Genomic DNA, 21,401 nt, shown 5'->3' with positions numbered 1-21,401 from the left:
AAATTAAAGCTTTATTTACTGTAACTTAGTTAAGTGAATAAGGGCGCACGGTGGATGCCTTGGTACTAGGAGCCGAAGAAGGACGGGACTAACACCGATATGCCTCGGGGAGTTGTAAGTAAACGCTATATCCGAGGATTTCCGAATGGGGAAACCCACTGTTCGTAATGGGACAGTACGTATATCTGAATTCATAGGGTATACGAGGCAGACCTAGGGAACTGAAACATCTCAGTACCTAGAGGAAGAGAAAGAAAATTCGATTTCCCAAGTAGCGGCGAGCGAAACGGAAAGAGCCCAAACCAGTAAGCTTGCTTACTGGGGTTGTAGGACACTCCATACGGAGTTACAAAGAAATTCTTTAGACGAATCGACCTGGAAAGGTCAGCCGCAGAAGGTAACAGCCCTGTAATCGAAAAAGAGTTTCCTCCGGAGTGTATCCTGAGTACGGCGGAACACGAGAAATTCCGTCGGAATCCGGGAGGACCATCTCCCAAGGCTAAATACTACCTAGTGACCGATAGTGAACCAGTACCGTGAGGGAAAGGTGAAAAGCACCCCGGGAGGGGAGTGAAATAGAACCTGAAACCGTGTGCCTACAAGTAGTCGAAGCCCGTTAATGGGTGACGGCGTACCTTTTGTAGAATGGACCGGCGAGTTACGATTACATGCAAGGTTAAGTGGAAGACACGGAGCCGCAGCGAAAGCGAGTCTGAATAGGGCGTTTATAGTATGTGGTCGTAGACCCGAAACCGTGTGATCTACCCATGTCCAGGGTGAAGGTCAGGTAACACTGACTGGAGGCCCGAACCCACGTATGTTGAAAAATGCGGGGATGAGGTGTGGGTAGGGGTGAAATGCCAATCGAACACGGAGATAGCTGGTTCTCTCCGAAATAGCTTTAGGGCTAGCCTCAAAAAAAGAGTACTGGAGGTAGAGCACTGATTGAACTAGGGGCCCTCACCGGGTTACCGAATTCAGTCAAACTCCGAATGCCAGATACTTATTTTTGGGAGTCAGACTATGGGTGATAAGGTTCATAGTCGAGAGGGAAACAGCCCAGACCGCCAGCTAAGGTCCCAAAGTATACGTTAAGTGGAAAAGGATGTGGAGTTGCCCAGACAACCAGGATGTTGGCTTAGAAGCAGCCACCATTTAAAGAGTGCGTAATAGCTCACTGGTCGAGTGACTCTGCGCCGAAAATGTACCGGGGCTAAACGTATCACCGAAGCTGCGGATTGTTCTTGCGAACAATGGTAGGAGAGCGTTCTAAGTGCTGTGAAGTCAGACCGTGAGGACTGGTGGAGCGCTTAGAAGTGAGAATGCCGGTATGAGTAGCGAAAAAAGAGTGAGAATCTCTTTCACCGAATGCCTAAGGTTTCCTGAGGAAGGCTCGTCCACTCAGGGTTAGTCGGGACCTAAGCCGAGGCCGAAAGGCGTAGGCGATGGATAACAGGTTGATATTCCTGTACCACCTCATGATTGTTTGAGCAATGGGGGGACGCAGAAGGATAAGGAATGCGCACGGATGGAAGTGTGCGCCCAAGCAGTGAGAAAGTCAGATAGGCAAATCCGTCTGGCAATTTCAAGCTGTGATGGGGAGGGAAATTTAGTACCGAAGTTCCTGATTTCACACTGCCAAGAAAAGCCTCTAGTTAGATCATAGGTGCCCGTACCGCAAACCGACACAGGTAGGCGAGGAGAGAATCCTAAGGTGAGCGGGAGAACTCTCGTTAAGGAACTCGGCAAAATGACCCCGTAACTTCGGGAGAAGGGGTGCTCCTTTAAGGAGGAGCCGCAGTGAATAGGCCCAAGCGACTGTTTAGCAAAAACACAGGTCTCTGCGAAGCCGAAAGGCGAAGTATAGGGGCTGACACCTGCCCGGTGCTGGAAGGTTAAGGGAAAGAGTTAGGGTTTTACCCGAAGCTTAGAACCGAAGCCCCAGTAAACGGCGGCCGTAACTATAACGGTCCTAAGGTAGCGAAATTCCTTGTCGGGTAAGTTCCGACCCGCACGAAAGGTGCAACGACTTGGGCACTGTCTCAACGAGAGACCCGGTGAAATTATACGATGTGTGAAGATGCACATTACCCGCGACAGGACGGAAAGACCCCGTGGAGCTTTACTGTAGCCTGATATTGACTGTTTGTGCAGCTTGTACAGGATAGGTGGGAGCCTTAGAAGCGAGAGCGCTAGCTTTCGTGGAGGCACCCGTGGGATACCACCCTAGCTGTATGAACATTCTAACCCAGGACCGTGATCCGGTTCGGAGACAGTGTCAGGCGGGCAGTTTGACTGGGGCGGTCGCCTCCTAAAAGGTAACGGAGGCGCCCAAAGGTTCCCTCAGAATGGTTGGAAATCATTCGTAGAGTGTAAAGGCAGAAGGGAGCTTGACTGCGAGACTTACAAGTCGAGCAGGGACGAAAGTCGGGCTTAGTGATCCGGTGGTTCCGCATGGAAGGGCCATCGCTCAACGGATAAAAGCTACCCCGGGGATAACAGGCTTATCTCCCCCAAGAGTTCACATCGACGGGGAGGTTTGGCACCTCGATGTCGGCTCATCGCATCCTGGGGCTGTAGTCGGTCCCAAGGGTTGGGCTGTTCGCCCATTAAAGCGGTACGCGAGCTGGGTTCAGAACGTCGTGAGACAGTTCGGTCCCTATCCGTCGTGGGCGTTGGAAGTTTGAGAGGAGCTGTCCTTAGTACGAGAGGACCGGGATGGACACACCGCTGGTGTACCAGTTGTTCCGCCAGGAGCATAGCTGGGTAGCTACGTGTGGAAAGGATAAGTGCTGAAAGCATCTAAGCATGAAGCCCCCCTCAAGATGAGACTTCCCATCACTTCGAGTGAGTAAGATCCCTCAGAGACGATGAGGTTGATAGGTTCGGGGTAGAAGCATGGTGACATGTGAAGCTGACGAATACTAATCGATCGAGGACTTAACTAAATTCTTTTGATGTATGTTGTTTACTCTTATTTAGTTTTCTTGGTATAAGTCATTTATATCATTATTATGTCTGGTAGTGACGGCGGAAAGGTCACACCTGTTCCCATACCGAACACAGCAGTTAAGCTTTCCAGCGCCGATGGTAGTTGAGACTTTGTCTCTGCGAGAGTAGGACGCCGCCAGGCGAATACTTTATTTCTAATCGCTTCACAGTACCTTAATGGTAGAGCAACGACTGTTAGTCGATTGGTCGTAGATTTGAAGTCTATCTGTGAAGTTATTTATTTGCAAAAATCTTATTGGCCCGTTGGTCAAGCGGTTAAGACACCGCCCTTTCACGGCGGTAACACGGGTTCGAATCCCGTACGGGTCACCAACTTTAATGAATATATGTTAAGCACGCAACAAACTGTTGCATTATGTGCACTAGTATAACCTAATTGTTGGAGGATTAGCTCAGCTGGGAGAGCACCTGCCTTACAAGCAGGGGGTCGCAGGTTCGAGCCCTACATCCTCCACCATTAATTTAATATGCAAGATTTATTATTATCGCGGGGTGGAGCAAAGCCGAGTACTTCCTTGAGAAGCATCTTGAATAGGCTTTGTGAGGAGTGTAAGCTTCTCCGAATATTCTCAAGACACGACGAACAGTCTTTATTATTATGCATGAATCAAAACTGCATATTTCTTATTATCGCGGGGTGGAGCAGTCTGGTAGCTCGTTGGGCTCATAACCCAGAGGTCGCAGGTTCAAATCCTGTCCCCGCAACCAAGGTCCGGTAGTTCAGTTGGTTAGAATGCCTGCCTGTCACGCAGGAGGTCGCGGGTTCGAGTCCCGTCCGGACCGCCACTTTTATTTTAGTTAATTGTGTGTTATTGCGGATCGGCAATTGAGGGTTCAAATCCTCCGATTGGCATCATTAAATTACAATACGAGCCATTAGCTCAGTCGGTAGAGCATCTGACTTTTAATCAGAGGGTCGAAGGTTCGAATCCTTCATGGCTCATCATTAATAGTGTGGCGAAACCGATAAATAAGCGGCATTATATGCGCCCGTAGCTCAATTGGATAGAGCGCTTGACTACGGATCAAGAGGTTAGGGGTTCGACTCCTCTCGGGCGCGCCATACATACAGAAACTAGCCGTTCGATAATAACCGAACGCCCCATTTTCTATATAAGGGACCCTTAGCTCAGTTGGTTAGAGCTATCGGCTCATAACCGATCGGTCGCAGGTTCGAGTCCTGCAGGGTCCACTTATAGGGTCCATCATAATATGGAGGTATACCCAAGTCTGGCTGAAGGGATCGGTCTTGAAAACCGACAGGCGGGTCAAACCGCGCGGGGGTTCGAATCCCTCTACCTCCTCCATACATAATAATTTACTTTATATCATGGCTCGGTAGCTCAGTCGGTAGAGCATAGCGTCTGCTTCATTGAAAAACTTCTTCGCAAGCTATGCGAGAAGTGCAGCTTCAGTGGATAAACTTGCAACACGACGAGCAACAAATATCCTTGAATACGCTTCGAAACAAAATATTGAAGCGAGAAGTTTTTAAAATCCTTAATTTATAATATGGCTCGGTAGCTCAGTCGGTAGAGCAACGGACTGAAAATCCGTGTGTCGGCGGTTCGATTCCGTCCCGAGCCACCATCTTATATAGAACGTTTAAAATAATATGCGGGTGTAGTTTAGTGGTAAAACCTCAGCCTTCCAAGCTGATGATGAGGGTTCGATTCCCTTCACCCGCTCCATTATTAAAATGGGCCTGTAGCTCAGCTGGTTAGAGCGCACGCCTGATAAGCGTGAGGTCGGTGGTTCGAGTCCACTCAGGCCCATTATATTACTATGATACTATCATAAGCGTGCATCATTTATTATTCCACAGTAGCTCAGTGGTAGAGCAATCGGCTGTTAACCGATCGGTCGTAGGTTCGAATCCTACCTGTGGAGCCATTCTTTAAAATAGCCGAGCGGTAAGGTATCGGGCTCTATTTGACCTATATATCTCAGGATTTAATTCTTAACCCCGCCCTATACATAATAAAGTATAAGTCCCTATGGGGCTTTTTTTATTTGGCGATTTTTAAAATAAATACCTTCATTTTAAACGCCTATATCTAATACCTTACTCAAAATTACTCCTAGAATAAAAATTTTCATAGAGAAAAGATAGAATCCTGCAAGCAGCGTTAAGAATGCATTCCATCCTAAAAGTTAATTGGTGATCGTTTTATAGTAGTTTCTGCTGGTTTGTGCCTCCATGCAAGAGATATTTGCATACTGAAACTTTATTTAGAAAAGTCTTGCAATTTATATAACACTATAATATAATGACGTTTAAATACCGTTATATGATAACTTATCTAGGGAGGCGAGAAGATGAGTGTGTTATCATTCGAAGATTTAACTGAAGATGAGAAGTATGATAATTTTATGAAGAAAATAAACGCAGGGGAAAAAATAGAGGCTGATGACTGGATGCCGGATGATTATCGGGAGCAGCTAATTCGATTAATATCGATGCATGGCATTAGTGAAATTATGGGAGCGCTTCCGGAAAAGGAATGGGTTCCAAAAGCACCTACATTGCAAAGGAAATTGGCTATTATGTCCAAAGTACAGGATGAGATGGGGCATGGTCAGCTGTTGCTGCGAGTCACAGAGGACTTATTAAGACCAACAGGGAAAAAACGCGAAGATATCATAGAAGACTTATTAACGGGACGGTTGAAATTTCATAATGTCTTTCATATGGAAGCACCAACTTGGGCAGACGCTGGTGTCATTGCCTGGCTTGTCGATGGAGCTGCTATTATGTCACAAACAATGATGCTGAACACTTCTTATGCACCGTATGGTCGAGCACTTAAGCGAATTTGTGCAGAGGAAGTGTTCCACGCGCAGCATGGTGAAGCAATCATTATGGAACTTGCAGAGGGGTCGAAAGAACAAAGAGACATGCTTCAAGCAGCAATAAATCGCTGGTGGGAATCTTTGTTAATGTTTTTTGGTCCTGATACTGCAGAAAGAACCGGCAATACGAATCAAAATAAAAATATCGCATATAAATTACGGACTAAATCAAATGAAGAATTGCGCCAGGGTTTTTTAACAAAATATATACCACGTGTTCTTTCGTTGGGCTTCACGATTCCAGATGATACGCTTCACTTTGATGAACAGAGGCAGAAGTGGGTTTACCAGCAGCCTGATTGGAATTATTTTAAACAAATTGTTACAAATAATGGTCCTAAATCAAAAGATAGATTACGTTTACGAAAAATTGCACATGAAAATAATGCATGGGTTCGAGAAGCGCTTGGAGAAAAGCAAGTATCACAAGCAAGTACGGTGTGAGGGGGAGAATAATGGACAAGAAAAAGAATATCGAAGCTTTTTATCAGGAATTTGAAGTATTCAGCAGAAAAAACAGCACTGCACCGATGCAGCATCAATTCAGTCTGCTCGCCCCGAATCATGAAATCGCACTCATGATAGCAAAGGAAAACTTCCTGCGTCGTGAAGCCACAGTAGACTTATGGGTGGTTCAACGAGAAAACATAACAAAAATTTCCGAAGAAGAAAAAGTGGCACTAAATAGAATGGATAATAAGCAGTATCGAGAGACAAAAGGATATGGCTATTTGAAGAAAAAGTGGCGAAAGTATGAACAGGAGATATTGGACGAAAAAGAAATTATGTCATGGTCAGGAGGGATTAAACGTGGTGGAATATCAGACAGCAGAGGAAGCGGCAAAGGATGAAAAATATAAGAAAATACTAGTTGAGCTGTTGTATCAACTTGCAGATGATGACTTTATTACCGCATTCCGCGGATCGGAATGGCTTGGTATTGCTCCGCATATAGAGGAAGACGTAGCATTTTCTTCTATTAATCAGGATACGATGGGGCACGCTGCGATTTATTATGAAATGCTTGAAGAGCTTGGAGAAGGAAAGGCTGATAATCTTGCTCATTTGCGTGAAGCAAAAGACCGTCGTAATGCAATTATTTTAGAAGAAGTGAATGGACAGGGAAGCTATTTGGAGGAGCCGCGCTATGACTGGGCGTTCGCCGTTGTGCGAAATTACTTTTATGATCTTGCAAAAGCAATCAGGCTGCAGTCACTGAAAAACTCCTCTTATAAACCACTTGCCCATGTAGCAGAAAAAATGATGCTGGAACAATATTACCATTTAATGCATTGGCAAACATGGTTCTCACAGTTAGTCGATGCAACAATGGATGCAAAACACCGGATGACTGCAGCGATTGAGAAGGTGTGGGCTGACTTTGGTGGTGTATTAACACTGGGGGAATTTGGAGAAGAAATGGAACGTTTAGGTTTAATTGAAGGAGAACAGATGCTGAAAGATAAATGGATGAAGGAGATTAGTAAAGTATTTGAAAAACATGCTGTGGAGATTCCGAATAATGCGAGTCCAACTATGATAAGGGGAGATGGCCGCAGCGGCGAATTTACTGGGGATTTAACGGAGGCACTGCAAAGGCTTTCCGAAGTATATAAGTTAGATCCATCAGCTTCCTGGTAGTGACAGCATTGAAGGAGGAGAGAGGTGGTCTGCATGATAAAGACAGACTTGCAAGCGGAAATTATGGAGGTGCTGGCAACAGTAAAAGATCCCGAGATTGACTCTGTCAGCATCCTTGACCTTGGGATGGTAGAGAATATTGTTTGTGAATCAGCAGATGATGTCACCGTTCAGATGATACCTACGTTTTTGGGATGTCCTGCACTGGAAATCATCCGCAGGAACGTACAGCAGGCATTGGAAGTTTCGCTGCATTTGAAGCATGTTAATGTTGAGTTTTTAAAACATCCGTATTGGACGTCGGAGCGAATTACAGAGCAAGGCCGTGAACGGTTAAAGGATTTCGGTATTGCGCCCCCACCCCGAAAGCTAAGCATGATTGGTCCTTGGGAAGTGAATTGCCCTTATTGTGATTCGGCCTATACTACGATGGAAAATATCTTTGGTCCGACAGCATGCAGAAGTATTTTATATTGCAATACTTGCAAGAATCCTTTTGAAGCGATGAAACCTATATCAACTTTATAATTATTTAAGAAAGGGAGATTGTTCATGATAAAAATGATAGCGCTTTATAAACAGCCTGAGGATAAAGAAAAGTTTGATGAACATTATTATAATGTGCACAGCCCAATTACGAAGAAAATTCCAGGACTGAAAAAAATGGAGGTAACAAAGATTGTTGGAACACCAATGGGAAAAGAGAGTGAATATTACTTGCTATGCGAAATGTATTATGAAAGCCAGGAAGCTTTTAAGGAAGCAATGAAAACAGATGAAGCAAGAGCATCTGGGAAAGATGTAATGAAGTTTGCTGGTGATTTAGTAACAATGATGATTGGTGAAGAAGTGAATGAAAAAGTACATTAAGACAGCATGTGATAAAAATATAGGCATACTTACATTGAACCGGCCAGAGGTCTTAAATGCATTAAACCGGGAAATGGCTGAAGAAATCGTGTCAGCTTTAGAGCATTTTGATCAAGATGATTCTGTTCGGGTGATTGTGATTACCGGCAGCGGGAAAGCATTTGCTGCAGGAGCCGATATCAGTGAGATGGTTAATGATGATGCAATTAGTCTCGAATTATTGAATCAATTTGCTGTTTGGGACAGAATCAGTCTAATTAAAAAGCCGGTTCTTGCAGCCGTTCATGGCTTTGCACTTGGCGGTGGTTTTGAGTTGGCACTCAGCTGTGATCTGATTTTTGCATCTGAACAAGTGCAGCTTGGATTTCCTGAAATAAAGCTAGGTGTGATGCCGGGTGCTGGGGGCACGCAGCGGTTAACCAAATCAATGGGGAAGGCGAAAGCACTTGAATGGTTATGGACTGGAGACACAATGGGTGCAAAAGAAGCATTGCAGTATGGTGTGATTAACCGGATTATTCCGGAAGAGGTACTGCTTGATGAAACGCTTGGCTTTGCCGAAAAGCTGACAAAGCAAGCCCCTCTGTCCCTGCGTCTTATTAAGGAAGCAGTAAATAAGGCAGTGGATACATCGATTTATGAAGGCATGCAGTTTGAAAGGAAGAACTTTTACTTGCTATTTTCTTCCCTAGATCAAAAAGAAGGAATGCAGGCTTTTCTGGAGAAGCGGCTTCCGAAATTTGAAGGCAGATAAGGGGGATGCATTCATGTTTGAAACAATTCAATATGTAGTCAAAAATCATACTGCTTGGATTATACTTCATCGTCCAGAAAAATTAAATGCCTTTACAGAGCAAATGAATAAAGAGGTTACGAAAGCACTGAAGCAAGCAAAACAGGATGAGGCGGTTCGCTGTCTTGTCATTACTGGGAGCGGGCGGGGATTTTCTGCTGGTGAGGATCTTGCAGGACTTGAGGAAAATACGGACTATGCCAATATATTAAAAAAACGGTATCATCCAATGCTGAAGGAACTGGCAAATTTGGAAAAGCCTGTCGTAGCTGCAGTAAATGGAGCAGCAGCAGGGGCTGGGATGAGTCTAGCACTTGCATGTGATTTTCGCATCGTTTCTGAGAAAGCGAGTTTTATAGAAGCCTTCATTCATATTGGACTTGTTCCGGACTGTGGTAATCTTTATTACCTTCCAAGACTCGTCGGTCATGCAAAGGCACTTGAACTAGCCATCTTAGGTGAGAAGATTTCCGCACAGGAAGCGAAAGAGCTGGGACTTGCTACAAAAGTAATTCCAGAAGCTGATTTTACCGAGCAAGTAACAGAATTCGCGCATCGATTAGCCAATATGCCGACAAAAGCGATTGGTCTTATCAAACGCTATATGCAGGAAAGCTGGGAACTAAGCCTGGAACAGCTGCTGGAAAAAGAAGCCTATGCACAACAAGCGGCAGGAAATACAGAAGATCATAAAGAGGGAGTCAATGCCTTTTTGAATAAACAGAAAGCTGTATTCAGCGGGCGTTAATTTATCGGTGGTTAAATGGCAGTAAAATGTCCACTGATTGAAGTTTCACTTTATAAAAGTAAATGAAGGAGTGTAGATAAAATGGCAACACCGACAAAAAATCAAAAAATGGAAGTACTCGACATGAAACGTGACACATATCAGATGATTATTAATGGAGAACGTGTTAACAGCAATTCAGGTAAAACAGTGCCAGTATATAATCCTGCAACTGGTGAGGTGCTTGCTCAAGTAGCTGATGCTGATAATTATGATGCAGATCAGGCAGTTGCTGCAGCACGCCATGCTTTTGATAATGGAAAGTGGAAACGCACACCTGTTGGAAAACGTTCACGTGTATTGAATAAAATAGCTGCACTCATGCGGGAACGCTTTAATGAATTAATTGAGCTGGAAGTATTAAATAGCGGTAAGTCAATAGGAGCTGCACATGTACAGGTAATGCAGTCTATTGAAGACTTTGAGTTTTACGCTGGAGCCATTGTGAGTCATCGCGGACATGTTAATAATGTACCAGGACAATTTATGAACTACACGCAAAACGAACCTGTTGGTGTGTGTGCACAAATTATTCCTTGGAACTATCCGATGATGATGGCAGCATGGAAAATTGCACCCGCAATTGCAGCAGGTTGCTCTGTCGTCATTAAACCTGCGAGTTTGACGCCGATTACAGCAATTATTCTAGCAGAAATCTGCCATGAAGCTGGTGTACCAGCAGGTGTGGTTAACGTTATTACGGGATCAGGCAAGCTTATTGGTGACCATTTGGTAGAGCATGAGTTGGTTGATAAAGTTGCTTTTACGGGATCGACACCAGTAGGAAAAGATATTATGAGCAAGGCATCCAAAACGTTAAAAAGGGTAACACTTGAGCTCGGAGGAAAATCTCCTAATATTGTATTCGATGATGCCGATATCGAAGCAGCAGTCGATGGGTCCTTATTCGGTATTTTCTTTAATACCGGACAAAGTTGTGAAGCGCGCAGCCGCATGTATGTGCATGAAGCAATATATGATGCATTTTTAGAAAAGTTTGTTGAGAAAACGAAGAAGTTAAAAACTGGTGATCCATTCGATCAGGGAACACATCTTGGTTCCATCATTTCTCAAAGTCAGGTAGATGTGATTGATTCCTATGTACAATCCGCTATTCAGGATGGGGCTACGATTTTAACAGGTGGAAAAGCTGCTGATATAGAAGGGTTCGAGGGCGGCTATTGGTATGAACCTACCGTAATTACAGATGTAAATCCTGATATGAAAGTAGTGAAAGAGGAAATATTTGGCCCGGTGGTTGTTGTTCAGAAGTTTAATGATGAAAAAGAAGTAATTAAAGAAGCAAATGACTCGGTTTATGGTTTAGGATCTGCAGTATGGACAAAAGATCACGCGAGAGCTACACGTGTCGCAAACCAGATTCAAGCTGGCATTGTGATGATTAATTGTCCATTTTCAGCATTCCCGGGGACACCATTTGGCGGTTATAAACAATCCGGTTTCGGACGTGAACTAAGTATAGAAACACTTGATTTGTATACAGAGCAAAAAAGTGTTCTGTCATATTTTGGAAGTCGTCCGCTTAATCCATTCGGTGTTTAAGGAGGGCGGGCACACGGATAAGTTGTGCCCGCATTTTCAATTTATCGCAAATTACTGCCTCTAATCGCCCGATTGGTTCAACTGCCAATCAGTGGGGGGAAAAAATTCTCACTGATTGAAGTTTCACTTTATCGCAGGTTAAGTGGCAGTAAAATCCCCATCTTAAAAATGGAGAAGAAATGAACATTTTAGTTTGGGAATCAACTGCCCCTAAACACCCGATTGGTTCAACTACCAATCAGTGGGGGAAAAACTCCCACTGATTGAAGTTTCACTTTACAGGGAGGGAAAATAGTGGTTAAAGCATTTAAACCATCCGACTTTATGAACATCGTAAATAATGGGGCAGCACCACCGAATTGTGACCGAACTATGCAAACGAAGCCGCTCTATGCTGAGAACGGCATAGCTAAAGGGATATGGAATGTAGATGAAAAATATTTAAATGGAAATGGTGTTTCCATGGGCGGGTTTCTTGCATCGGCAGCAGATATTATGATGGCATATGCAATTACTTCACAACTAAAAGAAAACCAAACTTTCGCATCCATTGATTTGCAAACTACATTTCATCGGCCGGTTTCTATAGGGACAGTTGAAGTTGTTGCTAAAGTCGAACGACTAGGTAAAAAAGTTGCCTATCTTGAAGCAGAATTAACACAACATGACAAAGCAGTGGGAAAAGCCGTCTCTTCTATCATGATTATAGAGAATGATAGATAGAGATAAATTTTTTCATGAAGAGTAGGTTGAGAGGAGTGCATAGACAAATGGAAAATATAACAGTTATTGGTGCGGGAGTCATGGGACGCGGAATTGCCTATGTTTGTGCTGCAGGCGGGTATCAGGTTCAACTGGTCGATATTCATTCTGACCAATTAGAACAAGCTGCCGATGAAATTAATAAATTATTTGAGAAAAGTGTAATGTACAATAAATTAACGATAGATAGGATGCAAAAAGCAATAGCAGCAATACAGTTTTCAATGGATCTGGAGCAAGCGATGCAGTCAGCTGACATGATTATTGAAGCAGTAACTGAAAAACTTGAAATGAAAAGAAGTGTTTTTGAAGCAGCAGAGCGTCATGCAAGTGAACATACAGTCTTGGCGACAAATACATCAACAATGAGTCCTACTGAAATCGGTTCTTTTACATCCCGTCCAGATAAAGTAATTGCAATGCACTTTTTTAATCCAGTACATAAAATGAGGCTGATAGAGGTTATACGAGGGTTAGAAACAAGTGATGAAACAGTAGAAAAAGTACAGCAAGTCGGAGCACAGATTGGAAAGGAAATCGTTGTTGTCAATGAATTTCCTGGGTTCGTAACGAGCCGGATTAGTGCGCTGGTTGGCAATGAAGCATTTTTTATGCTGCAGGAGGGTGTGGGAACACCTGAAGAAATAGATAAAGCTATTAAACTCGGATTAAACTATCCAATGGGGCCATTTGAACTGGCCGATCTAGTCGGATTGGATGCGAGATTAAATAATTTAAAGTATTTGCACGAGAAACTAGGTGAAAAGTACAGACCTGCCCCATTGCTAGAAAAGTATGTAAAGGCTGGCAGGCTGGGCAGGAAATCAGGCAGGGGTGTCTATGATTATTCCAGTGATCCAAAAGTTTAATAGAATAATGATGGAGATATAGAGGAGGAATAGGATGAGAGAGGCAGTAATCATTGATGCAGTTCGTACTCCAATAGGCCGGTTTGGCGGAGCATTAAAAGATGTGCGACCAGATGATTTGGGATCCATCGTTATCAAGGCATTACTAGAACGCAATCAGGCCCTCAATCCAGGTGAAGTAGAAGAGGTTGTTTTAGGCAATGCGAATCAGGCTGGCGAAGATAATCGAAATATTGCAAGGATGGCTAGCCTTCTTGCAGGTCTCCCTGTGGAAACAGGAGGTATAACGGTTAACAGACTATGTGCATCAGGACTTGATGCAGTTAACTATGCTGCCCGCGCCATCAAGGCGGGAGAAGGTGATGTATTTATTGCTGGTGGTACAGAAAGTATGACTAGAGCTCCCTTTGTGATGGGGAAATCAGAAAAGCCCTTTCAAAGAACGCAGGAAATCTATGATACAACGATTGGCTGGCGATTTATTAACAAAAAGCTGGAGGCAATGTATGGAACAGATTCCATGCCGAAAACTGCAGAAAATGTTGCAGAGCGATTTCAAATAACGAGAGAAGAACAGGATCAATTTGCTTACAGCAGTCAAATGAAAGCAAAACAAGCGACAGAAGCAGGGCGTTTTAAGGAAGAAATCATCTCTGTAATTTTTCATGATTCTAAAGGAAACCAATTTGTCGTGAATGAAGATGAACATCCAAGGCCAGATACATCCCTTGCAAAGCTTGGCAAACTTAAATCGATATTCCCGGAAGGAACAATCACAGCTGGTAATGCATCAGGTGTGAATGATGGTGCTGCAGCATTATTGTTGATGAGTCGTGAGAAGGCGGAGCAGCTTGGATTAAAGCCGCTTGCAAGATACATTACATCTGGAACGGCTGGTTTAGAGCCTGCTGTAATGGGACTTGGACCAATCGAAGCAACACGTAAAGCGTTATCCCGCAGTTCACTTACGATAAATGATATTGGTTTAGTAGAATTGAATGAAGCATTTGCTTCACAGTCATTAGAATGCATGAAACAACTTGAAATTAACCCGGAGATAGTAAATGTTAACGGTGGAGCAATTGCTTTTGGCCATCCACTTGGTGCAAGTGGCGCTCGCATCTTGACAACGCTAGTACATGAAATGAAAAAAAGAAATATTAAATATGGATTAGCAACAATGTGCGTAGGTGTAGGTCAAGGAGTAGCAACGATTGTAGAAAATATTTAGCATTCTCTCCACGAATATTTGAAGGCTGCGCATATTTCATTACGATGCAAAGGGTGGTAAATAGATGGAAAACATTCTTTACGAAGAAAGAGATCATATCGCTTATGTGACGCTCAATAGACCAAAAGCTTTAAATGCACTCGACTATCAAACATTAGCTGAGCTTGGTGAAATTATTGAAAGTATTCATCTTAACAAGGAAATAAGGGGAGTAATTTTTACTGGAGCAGGTGCTAAGGCATTTAGTGCCGGTGCAGATCTAATAGAACGGAAAACACTCGGGGAACAGGAAGTAAGAAGAAATGTTAAAAAAATACGTGATGTATTTAATGCGATTTATCAGCTGAATCAGCCGACGATAGCAGCTGTAAATGGCTATGCTTTTGGTGGCGGATTTGAACTGATGCTGGCATGTGATTTTCGCATTGCCGAAGCCACCGCACTGATGGGGTTAACTGAATTAAACTGGGCGATTATTCCAGGTGCAGGCGGGACACAGCGGCTGCCAAGGCTGATTGGAGAAGCGAAAGCAAAGGAGCTGATTTTAACAGCAAGAAAAGTAACTGCAGTACAGGCTGAAGCATATGGTATTTTAAACAAGGTTTCTGAAGAAGGGCAGATAATAGCAGATTGCGAACTGCTGCTTGGTGAAATTATCGCGAATGCTCCGATTGCAATCCAGCAGGCTAAATTCGCTATTAATAATGGAATGAATACAGATTTGGAAACTGGTATGCAAATTGAAGCTAAAGCTTATGAATTAACGATACCGACGAAAGATAGATTGGAGGCATTGCAAGCGTTCAGTGAAAAGCGAGCCCCTGTCTTTACGGGAGAATAATTGCAATATTCGACAATTAATGCTATCGTATATTTATAAAAAGGCGTCCGTTATAATTACGTTATTGCTTTATCGCAGGTTAGGCGGTAGTAAAACTCCCACAGATTGAAGTTTCACTTTATCGCAGGTTAAGTGGCAGTAAAATCCTCATCTCAAAAATAGGGAAGAAATGAACACTATAGGTGTGGGATCAACTGCCACTAATCGCCCGATTGGTTCAACTAACAATCAGTGGGGAAATGCCAAAACTTCCACAGATTGAAGTTTCACTTTATCGCAGGTTAAGTGGCAGTAAAATCCCCATCTCAAAAATAGGGAAGAAATGAACACTATAGGTGTGGGATCAACTGCCACTAATCGCCCGATTGGTTCAACTAACAATCAGTGGGGAAATGCCAAAACTCCCACAGATTGAAGTTTCACTTTATCGCAGGTTAAGTGGCAGTAAAATCCCCATCTTAAAAATGGAGAAGAAATGAACATTTTAGTTGGGGAATCAACTGCCACTAAACGCCCGATTGGTTCAACTGCCAATCAGTCGGAGAAAAAAACTCCCACAGATTGAAGTTTCACTTTATGCAGTTGATTAAATAAAATTCAATAGGTAATCAGGCAGGGTTTTCCGTCTGATTGCTGGCTGTTTTATGCCTTTTTAAATCGTGTAACGAGACGAAGGAAGTGTTTTTATATGGCAATCAACAATGATGTCATCAATACGAGATCAATGATTTTTACCTTGTATGGGGATTATATTTCCCATTACGGCAACGAAATATGGATTGGAAGTCTCATTCGCTTATTTGAAGAATTTGGTCATAATGGTCAATCTGTCCGAGCAGCTATATCAAGAATGAGTAAGCAGGGCTGGATTGAGTCGCGCAAAGAAGGGAATAAAAGTTATTATTTCCTGACAGAGCGCGGTGAAGCTAGAATTGAAGAAGCAGCCAATCGGATTTTTAAACTGCAGCCTTTAAAATGGGATGGCAGATGGCGCATGCTTATGTATAATATCCCTGAAGTAAAAAGAAGTGTACGTGATGAATTGAGAAAAGAATTAGTTTGGAGCGGGTTCGGTTCCATGGCAAACAGCTGCTGGATTTCACCGAATAATCTCGAAAAGGAATTGAATGCAATTATTGATAAGTATCATATTCAACCTTATGTCCATCTTTTCCTTGCTGATTATAATGGACCAGATGAAGACAAGAAACTGGTTGAAACATGCTGGGATATAGCTGAAATTAATTCCAAATATGAACAATTTATTGTTACACATCGCGCCAATTTTGAAATTGCTAAGGATAGAATTGCTGATCAGAAAATGACAGAAGCGGAATGTTTTGTGGAGCGCGCGAAGCTTGTGCATGAATATCGGAAATTCCTTTTCATTGATCCAGGTCTGCCTGAAGAACTTCTTCCAGAAAAATGGCTTGGTACCAAAGCATCGAATCTATTTAGCGAATATTATAAACTGCTTGCAGAACCAGCTAGCCGTTTCTTTGAGTCGGTATTTAAAGAAGGAAACAGCCTTAAAAGAAAAAGTAAAGCATATAATGCATTAGACCACGAATTAATTCCACAAACGGATTCATAAAAGAAAACTTTTCTGAGTCATGGCTTTCTGACAGAATGCAGAATGGAATCTTCCTATGGTTAATAAATGAGCCACCTGGTGCAGGTGGCTCATTTTCTAAGTGCTCGGAAAAGGACGTGCTATTATAAAGGCGAATCTATTGTTTGAAGATCGACTTTATAGTCCTTTGCTTTCTGTACATAAGTGTCAATTGTAAGTTTAATTAATGCTAAATCTTTTTCTGTTAATTCACGAATTACCTTGCCAGGAGAACCGAGTACCAAAGTCCGCGGCGGTATTTCTTTTCCTGATGGAATAAGGGTATTTGCTCCAATAAATGCATTTTCTCCGATAACAGCACCATCTAAAATAGTTGCACCCATCCCGACCAAGGAACCTCTTTTTAAAGTACAGCCATGCAAAATGACATTATGACCGACAGATACTTCATCTTCCAGTATAAGCGGAAACCCCTCATACAGGTGACAAGTAGAATTGTCCTGGATATTGCTCCTTTTGCCAATCGTAATAGGCGCTTCGTCTCCGCGAAGAACGGAATTAAACCAAATACTGGATTCCTCACCAATTGTCACATCGCCAATAATCTGCGCACCTGGAGCCACGTATACTGAATCATGCAGCTGTGGCCTTTTATTCTGAAAAGAAAAAATCATCTAGCAAACCCTCTCCTTGTATAGTATTATGCATATTAATATAACACTATTTTAACGTGAGGTGAAACCAATTGAAAGAATTATGTGAAATATTAAAAATATACTATCCAATTATTCAAGGTGGGATGGGGAATATAAGTAATGCGGAGTTAACTGCAGCCGTCTCGGAAGCAGGAGGATTGGGTACTATAGGCGTCGGCACGATGAGTCCGCAAGAAGTGGAACAGATTATCAAGGAAACAAATGGCCGAACAGGTAAGCCGTTTGCGGTAAACATCCCAATCACTGTTACTCCCTATCTAAAGGAGATGCTCGAGCTTATTATGAAGCATAAGGTGCCGGTTGTCTCCCTTTCAGCAGGAAATCCAGCCCCATTTATTAAAATGCTTCAAGAAAAAGGGATCAAAGTGATCATAGTTTGTGCTTCAGTAAAACAAGCAAAAAAGGCAGAGTTGGCAGGCGCTGATATTATTGTTGCAGAAGGCTATGAAGCAGCTGGAATTAATTCTGCTCTGGAAACAACTACATTAACACTTATCCCGCAAATTGCAGATCAAGTAAATGTACCAGTAGTTGCTGCAGGAGGAATTGGTGATGGACGCGGGCTAGCTGCGATGCTTATGCTTGGTGCAAGCGGGGTGCAAATGGGGACGCGTTTTATCGCAACCAAAGAAGCTCCTTTTCACGAGAATTATAAAGCCCAATTATTGGCTGCAAATGATCATGGTACAACTGTTGTCGGACGTTCAGTTGGCAGGATAAGAAGGATACTGCGGACAGCCTATTCAGAAAAGCTGAAGGCAATAGAAGAAAAAGGGAATCAGCATGAAAAGTTCGAACAAATGACGACGGAAACATATCATAAATATGGTGCTTTGAACGGAAGTTTTGAAGAAGGATTTATGAATAGTGGACAAGTGGCCGGACTAATTAATGATATACCACTAGTAAAGGACTTGTTAGAGAGAATGATGCAGGAGGCACGAGAAGTTATTCACCGTCATAATACATGAATAAAAAAGTAATTCCATATGGAAGAAAGGCTGCATCACTGGCCTTTCTTCTTTTAATTTTTGCTTTCCGTGGGGCGCTGGCGAGCCAGCGGTGTGCAATTTGCATACCACCTTCCCACTGTAACAAGGTAAGATATTTAGTAAGACTTATTGGCTGCAAAAGTTGTGTGATTTGGATGAAAAATCTGTTGACAAAATACAATATTCTGATTAATATGTAATATAAATATATCCACCGTATAAATAACGTTATACGTATTATTGTTATTAAAATAATACGTAGCAGCCGAAACTTTTGCTTAGGGGGTTGAATATGAAACAGGAAGATTTGTATGATATTACAATTATAGGTGGTGGCCCAACAGGATTATTCGCTTCATTTTATGGCGGGTTACGGCAGATGAAAGTAAAAGTAATTGAAAGTATGCCACAGCTTGGAGGACAACTTGCAGCACTCTATCCGGAAAAGTATATTTATGATGTTGCAGGTTTTCCAAAAGTTACAGCAAAGGAATTAGTTGAACAATTGGAAGCACAGGCAGCACAATTTCACCCGACAATTGTTCTGGAACAATCCATATTAAATATACAAAGAGAAGAAGAGTTTTTTACATTGGTATCCAATACTGGGAAAAGCCATTACTCGAAAGCTATCTTAATTACAGCCGGAGCAGGCGCTTTCGAACCACGAAAATTGAATTTGGAGAATGAGCTGAAGTTCGTTAATAATAAAAGTCTCTATTACTTTGTTGATGATTTACAGCAGTTTGCAGGGAAGAAAGTAACGATATGCGGGGGAGGCGACTCGGCAGTTGACTGGGCATTAATGCTGGAACCAATAGCCGAAAAGGTTTCATTGGTACACCGCAGAGCTGCATTCAGAGCGCATGAGCACAGTGTTGAAAGATTATATCAATCAAGTGTTGAGATACTGACACCCTGGGTTCCTGAAAAGCTGATTGGAGAAAACACGATAGAACAGATTGGTTTAAAGGAAACAAAAGGAGAGAAGGAACTTGCAGTAGAAACAGATGCATTACTTGTTAATTATGGCTTCGTATCCTCAATTGGTCCAATGAAGGATTGGGGCCTGGACTTGGAAAAGAACTCGATTGTAGTGGATTCCAGAATGGAGACAAATATCAAAGGAATTTATGCTGCTGGCGACATCAACACATATCCAGGCAAAGTGAAATTGCTCGCTACAGGTTTTGGTGAAGCACCGACAGCAATCAATAATGCGAAAGCAAGGATGGATCCTAAAGGCAAGGTGCAGCCGATTCACAGCACAACTGTGATGGAAAAGAGGTTAAAGGAACAAAGTAAGGAACCAATAAATAGTCCGACTTAATGTTTGTTATCGTTAACATTACATTGAAAAGGAATCATGAAGATGGTAGATAATAATAAGGAGTGTTTTATGATGTACTGTATTGTTGACAGGGAAACCTGTATTGCATGTGGTGCTTGCGGGGCTTCAGCTCCAGATGTTTTCGAATACTGTGAAGAAGGACTCTCTTTTGTCCATTTAGACGATAATTTAGGGACGGCAGAAATACCTGAAGATTTAGTTGATGATGTGGAAGATGCTTGTGAGGGCTGTCCAACTGATTCAATCAAGATTTCAGAGACACCATTTGATGGAAATCCGAATAAATTAGCTGAGGAAACCGCCTAAGTTTTATATGACGGAAAATTCAAAAATTCAGTTGACAACCTAAAATGCTGGTGATAAAATGACGTATAAATAACGTAATGCATTTTTTAGTTATAAGTAGTGTTGAAAGCACTTACGTAATAAGCGGAGAGAAACTTAAAGCAACATGAAGACTTCATCGAGGGGAAAAGGGAATAGCTGTGGGTTAAATATTTTAAATATTGCAAAAGGGGGATATGCATGAAGAGATGGTTGAAATTAGCTGTATTCGCGTTCGCAGGTCTCATCGCATTAGCAGCCTGTGGTACAAATGCAAAGGATGGAGAAGAAAAGACAGCTTCTCAGAACGGAGAAACCTATAAAGTAGGCGCTACACAGATTGTCGAACACCCTTCACTCGATGAAGCTTTTACAGGATTCCAAGAGGCACTGAAGGATGCCGGATTAGATGTGGAATATGATTTCCAAAGCGCACAAGGGGATCAAAATAATGTAAGTACGATTGCTCAAAACTTTGTAGCAGATGATGTTGATTTAATTTTTGCAAATTCTACACCGAGTGCCTTAGGGGCATTACAAGCTACAAGTGAAATTCCGATTGTTTTTACATCTGTAACAGATGCTGTGGAAGCAAATCTGATTGAGTCTATGGATGAAGGAGAAGAAAATATTACTGGCGTAGTTGACCTGCATCCTGATTCGATTCGTATGACGATTGACTTTATTGATACGTACTTTGAAGGTTCGACCGTAGGATTGCTCTATAATGCTGGAGAACAGAATTCTGTCGTTCAAATTAAAGCTGTAGAAGATGCTGTTAAGGGCACAAGCCTAAGCACAACAGAGCGAACGGTAGCGAATTCATCTGAAGTGCAGCAGGCTGCAACAACACTTGTCGGGGAGGCCGATATTCTATTCATCGTAACGGATAATACAGTAGTTTCTGCATTGGAGAGTGTGGTTGGTGTAGCAAGGGAACAACGTATTCCACTTATTGTCGGGGAACCCGATTCATTAGCAAAAGGTGGATTTGCAACATACGGAATTGATTATCATTCGATTGGGTACCGTTCTGGAGAGATGGCTGCAGATATCCTGACAGGCGAAAAAACTACGAAAGACATACCGGCAGAATATCCAAAGGAAATGCAGCTGTTCATTAATAAACAAGCTGCTGAAGAACAAGCAATTGAGTGGAATAATGAATGGGATGACCTTGCAGAATTTGTAGAATCAGAATAAAAATATCTATTCTATAATAA

Annotated in this window: 18 protein-coding genes, 12 tRNA genes and 2 rRNA genes; 31 read left to right on the top strand and 1 reads right to left on the bottom strand. The window is 42.5% G+C overall.

Annotated features, from left to right (window positions below; translation table 11 throughout):
• Window positions 1–27 precede the first annotated feature (27 nt).
• The 27 genes from NST93_RS10165 (at window position 28) to paaX (ending at window position 16,816) form a co-directional block, all read left to right on the top strand.
• A 23S ribosomal RNA gene (locus NST93_RS10165) occupies window positions 28–2,948 on the top strand.
• A 69-nt stretch (window positions 2,949–3,017) separates the two neighbouring features.
• A 5S ribosomal RNA gene (rrf, locus tag NST93_RS10160) occupies window positions 3,018–3,133 on the top strand.
• A 116-nt stretch (window positions 3,134–3,249) separates the two neighbouring features.
• Window positions 3,250–3,324, top strand: a tRNA-Glu gene (locus NST93_RS10155).
• 69 nt (window positions 3,325–3,393) lie between these two features.
• Window positions 3,394–3,469 (top strand) — tRNA-Val (locus NST93_RS10150).
• Window positions 3,470–3,643: 174 nt separating this feature from the next.
• A tRNA-Met gene (locus NST93_RS10145) sits at window positions 3,644–3,720 on the top strand.
• Window position 3,721: 1 nt separating this feature from the next.
• Window positions 3,722–3,798, top strand: a tRNA-Asp gene (locus tag NST93_RS10140).
• An 84-nt stretch (window positions 3,799–3,882) separates the two neighbouring features.
• Window positions 3,883–3,955: transfer RNA gene (locus NST93_RS10135), tRNA-Lys, on the top strand.
• Window positions 3,956–3,998: 43 nt separating this feature from the next.
• Window positions 3,999–4,075 (top strand) — tRNA-Arg (locus NST93_RS10130).
• Between the two features lie 55 nt (window positions 4,076–4,130).
• Window positions 4,131–4,204, top strand: a tRNA-Ile gene (locus NST93_RS10125).
• Between the two features lie 22 nt (window positions 4,205–4,226).
• A tRNA-Ser gene (locus tag NST93_RS10120) sits at window positions 4,227–4,319 on the top strand.
• A 207-nt stretch (window positions 4,320–4,526) separates the two neighbouring features.
• A tRNA-Phe gene (locus NST93_RS10115) sits at window positions 4,527–4,602 on the top strand.
• A gap of 27 nt (window positions 4,603–4,629) precedes the next feature.
• Window positions 4,630–4,703, top strand: a tRNA-Gly gene (locus NST93_RS10110).
• A gap of 10 nt (window positions 4,704–4,713) precedes the next feature.
• A tRNA-Ile gene (locus NST93_RS10105) sits at window positions 4,714–4,787 on the top strand.
• Window positions 4,788–4,830: 43 nt separating this feature from the next.
• A tRNA-Asn gene (locus NST93_RS10100) sits at window positions 4,831–4,905 on the top strand.
• 426 nt (window positions 4,906–5,331) lie between these two features.
• Complete coding sequence (gene paaA / locus NST93_RS10095; protein WP_405103701.1) at window positions 5,332–6,309, top strand: 1,2-phenylacetyl-CoA epoxidase subunit PaaA; 978 nt, start codon at window positions 5,332–5,334, stop codon at window positions 6,307–6,309.
• Between the two features lie 11 nt (window positions 6,310–6,320).
• Window positions 6,321–6,716, top strand: coding sequence for a 1,2-phenylacetyl-CoA epoxidase subunit PaaB (gene paaB, locus NST93_RS10090; protein ID WP_405103699.1), 396 nt, complete (start codon window positions 6,321–6,323; stop codon window positions 6,714–6,716).
• On the top strand, window positions 6,679–7,506 hold the full coding sequence (gene paaC, locus NST93_RS10085) for a 1,2-phenylacetyl-CoA epoxidase subunit PaaC (RefSeq protein ID WP_405103824.1): 828 nt from the start codon (window positions 6,679–6,681) through the stop codon (window positions 7,504–7,506). Before paaB ends, paaC begins: the two co-directional genes overlap by 38 nt.
• A gap of 33 nt (window positions 7,507–7,539) precedes the next feature.
• Complete coding sequence (gene paaD, locus NST93_RS10080; RefSeq protein ID WP_405103697.1) at window positions 7,540–8,034, top strand: 1,2-phenylacetyl-CoA epoxidase subunit PaaD; 495 nt, start codon at window positions 7,540–7,542, stop codon at window positions 8,032–8,034.
• A gap of 24 nt (window positions 8,035–8,058) precedes the next feature.
• Window positions 8,059–8,376: an EthD family reductase gene (locus NST93_RS10075; RefSeq protein WP_405103695.1), complete on the top strand. Its 318-nt coding sequence runs from the start codon at window positions 8,059–8,061 to the stop codon at window positions 8,374–8,376.
• Window positions 8,360–9,130 (top strand): enoyl-CoA hydratase/isomerase family protein, encoded by a 771-nt coding sequence (locus NST93_RS10070; protein ID WP_405103693.1) that lies wholly within the window; start codon window positions 8,360–8,362, stop codon window positions 9,128–9,130. The genes NST93_RS10075 and NST93_RS10070 overlap by 17 nt, the downstream gene beginning before the upstream one ends.
• A 13-nt stretch (window positions 9,131–9,143) precedes the next feature.
• Entirely contained in the window at window positions 9,144–9,917 is a 774-nt protein-coding gene (locus tag NST93_RS10065; protein ID WP_405103691.1) for an enoyl-CoA hydratase-related protein, read from the top strand.
• Window positions 9,918–9,998: 81 nt separating this feature from the next.
• Window positions 9,999–11,519 carry an aldehyde dehydrogenase family protein gene (locus tag NST93_RS10060; protein ID WP_405103689.1) on the top strand — a complete coding sequence of 507 codons (1,521 nt, stop codon included), beginning with the start codon at window positions 9,999–10,001 and terminating at the stop codon, window positions 11,517–11,519.
• Window positions 11,520–11,813: 294 nt separating this feature from the next.
• The gene (locus NST93_RS10055; protein ID WP_405103687.1) at window positions 11,814–12,242 is read left to right on the top strand and encodes a PaaI family thioesterase; all 429 of its coding nucleotides are present in this window, start codon (window positions 11,814–11,816) and stop codon (window positions 12,240–12,242) included.
• A 47-nt stretch (window positions 12,243–12,289) separates the two neighbouring features.
• A complete protein-coding gene (locus NST93_RS10050; protein ID WP_405103685.1) occupies window positions 12,290–13,150 on the top strand; it encodes a 3-hydroxyacyl-CoA dehydrogenase in 861 nt (286 codons plus the stop codon).
• A gap of 34 nt (window positions 13,151–13,184) precedes the next feature.
• Entirely contained in the window at window positions 13,185–14,381 is a 1,197-nt protein-coding gene (locus tag NST93_RS10045) for an acetyl-CoA C-acyltransferase (protein WP_405103683.1), read from the top strand.
• A gap of 64 nt (window positions 14,382–14,445) precedes the next feature.
• Window positions 14,446–15,222, top strand: a complete 777-nt coding sequence (locus NST93_RS10040) for an enoyl-CoA hydratase-related protein (protein WP_405103681.1) — start codon at window positions 14,446–14,448, stop codon at window positions 15,220–15,222.
• Window positions 15,223–15,910: 688 nt separating this feature from the next.
• Window positions 15,911–16,816, top strand: a complete 906-nt coding sequence (paaX, locus tag NST93_RS10035) for a phenylacetic acid degradation operon negative regulatory protein PaaX (RefSeq protein WP_405103679.1) — start codon at window positions 15,911–15,913, stop codon at window positions 16,814–16,816.
• Window positions 16,817–16,938: 122 nt separating this feature from the next.
• Here paaX and NST93_RS10030 read toward each other — a convergent pair whose 3' ends face one another.
• Complete coding sequence (locus tag NST93_RS10030; protein WP_405103677.1) at window positions 16,939–17,469, bottom strand: gamma carbonic anhydrase family protein; 531 nt, start codon at window positions 17,467–17,469, stop codon at window positions 16,939–16,941.
• Window positions 17,470–17,540: 71 nt separating this feature from the next.
• On the opposite strand from NST93_RS10030, the gene NST93_RS10025 reads away from it, so the two are divergent.
• The 4 genes from NST93_RS10025 to NST93_RS10010 all read left to right on the top strand — a co-directional run bounded on the left by NST93_RS10025 (window position 17,541) and on the right by NST93_RS10010 (window position 21,381).
• Window positions 17,541–18,482 carry an NAD(P)H-dependent flavin oxidoreductase gene (locus NST93_RS10025; RefSeq protein ID WP_405103675.1) on the top strand — a complete coding sequence of 314 codons (942 nt, stop codon included), beginning with the start codon at window positions 17,541–17,543 and terminating at the stop codon, window positions 18,480–18,482.
• A gap of 313 nt (window positions 18,483–18,795) precedes the next feature.
• Window positions 18,796–19,833, top strand: a complete 1,038-nt coding sequence (locus tag NST93_RS10020; protein WP_405103673.1) for an NAD(P)/FAD-dependent oxidoreductase — start codon at window positions 18,796–18,798, stop codon at window positions 19,831–19,833.
• A gap of 72 nt (window positions 19,834–19,905) precedes the next feature.
• Window positions 19,906–20,160 (top strand): ferredoxin, encoded by a 255-nt coding sequence (locus NST93_RS10015; RefSeq protein WP_405103671.1) that lies wholly within the window; start codon window positions 19,906–19,908, stop codon window positions 20,158–20,160.
• A 219-nt stretch (window positions 20,161–20,379) separates the two neighbouring features.
• Entirely contained in the window at window positions 20,380–21,381 is a 1,002-nt protein-coding gene (locus tag NST93_RS10010) for an ABC transporter substrate binding protein (protein WP_405103669.1), read from the top strand.
• Window positions 21,382–21,401: the final 20 nt, after the last annotated feature.

This window comes from Oceanobacillus sp. FSL H7-0719 (assembly GCF_045040795.1).
In the GTDB taxonomy this organism is placed as follows: Bacteria; Bacillota; Bacilli; order Bacillales; family Amphibacillaceae; genus Oceanobacillus.
The sequence above is the reverse complement of the archived record's forward strand: the minus strand, read 5'-3'. Positions and strand labels throughout refer to the sequence as shown.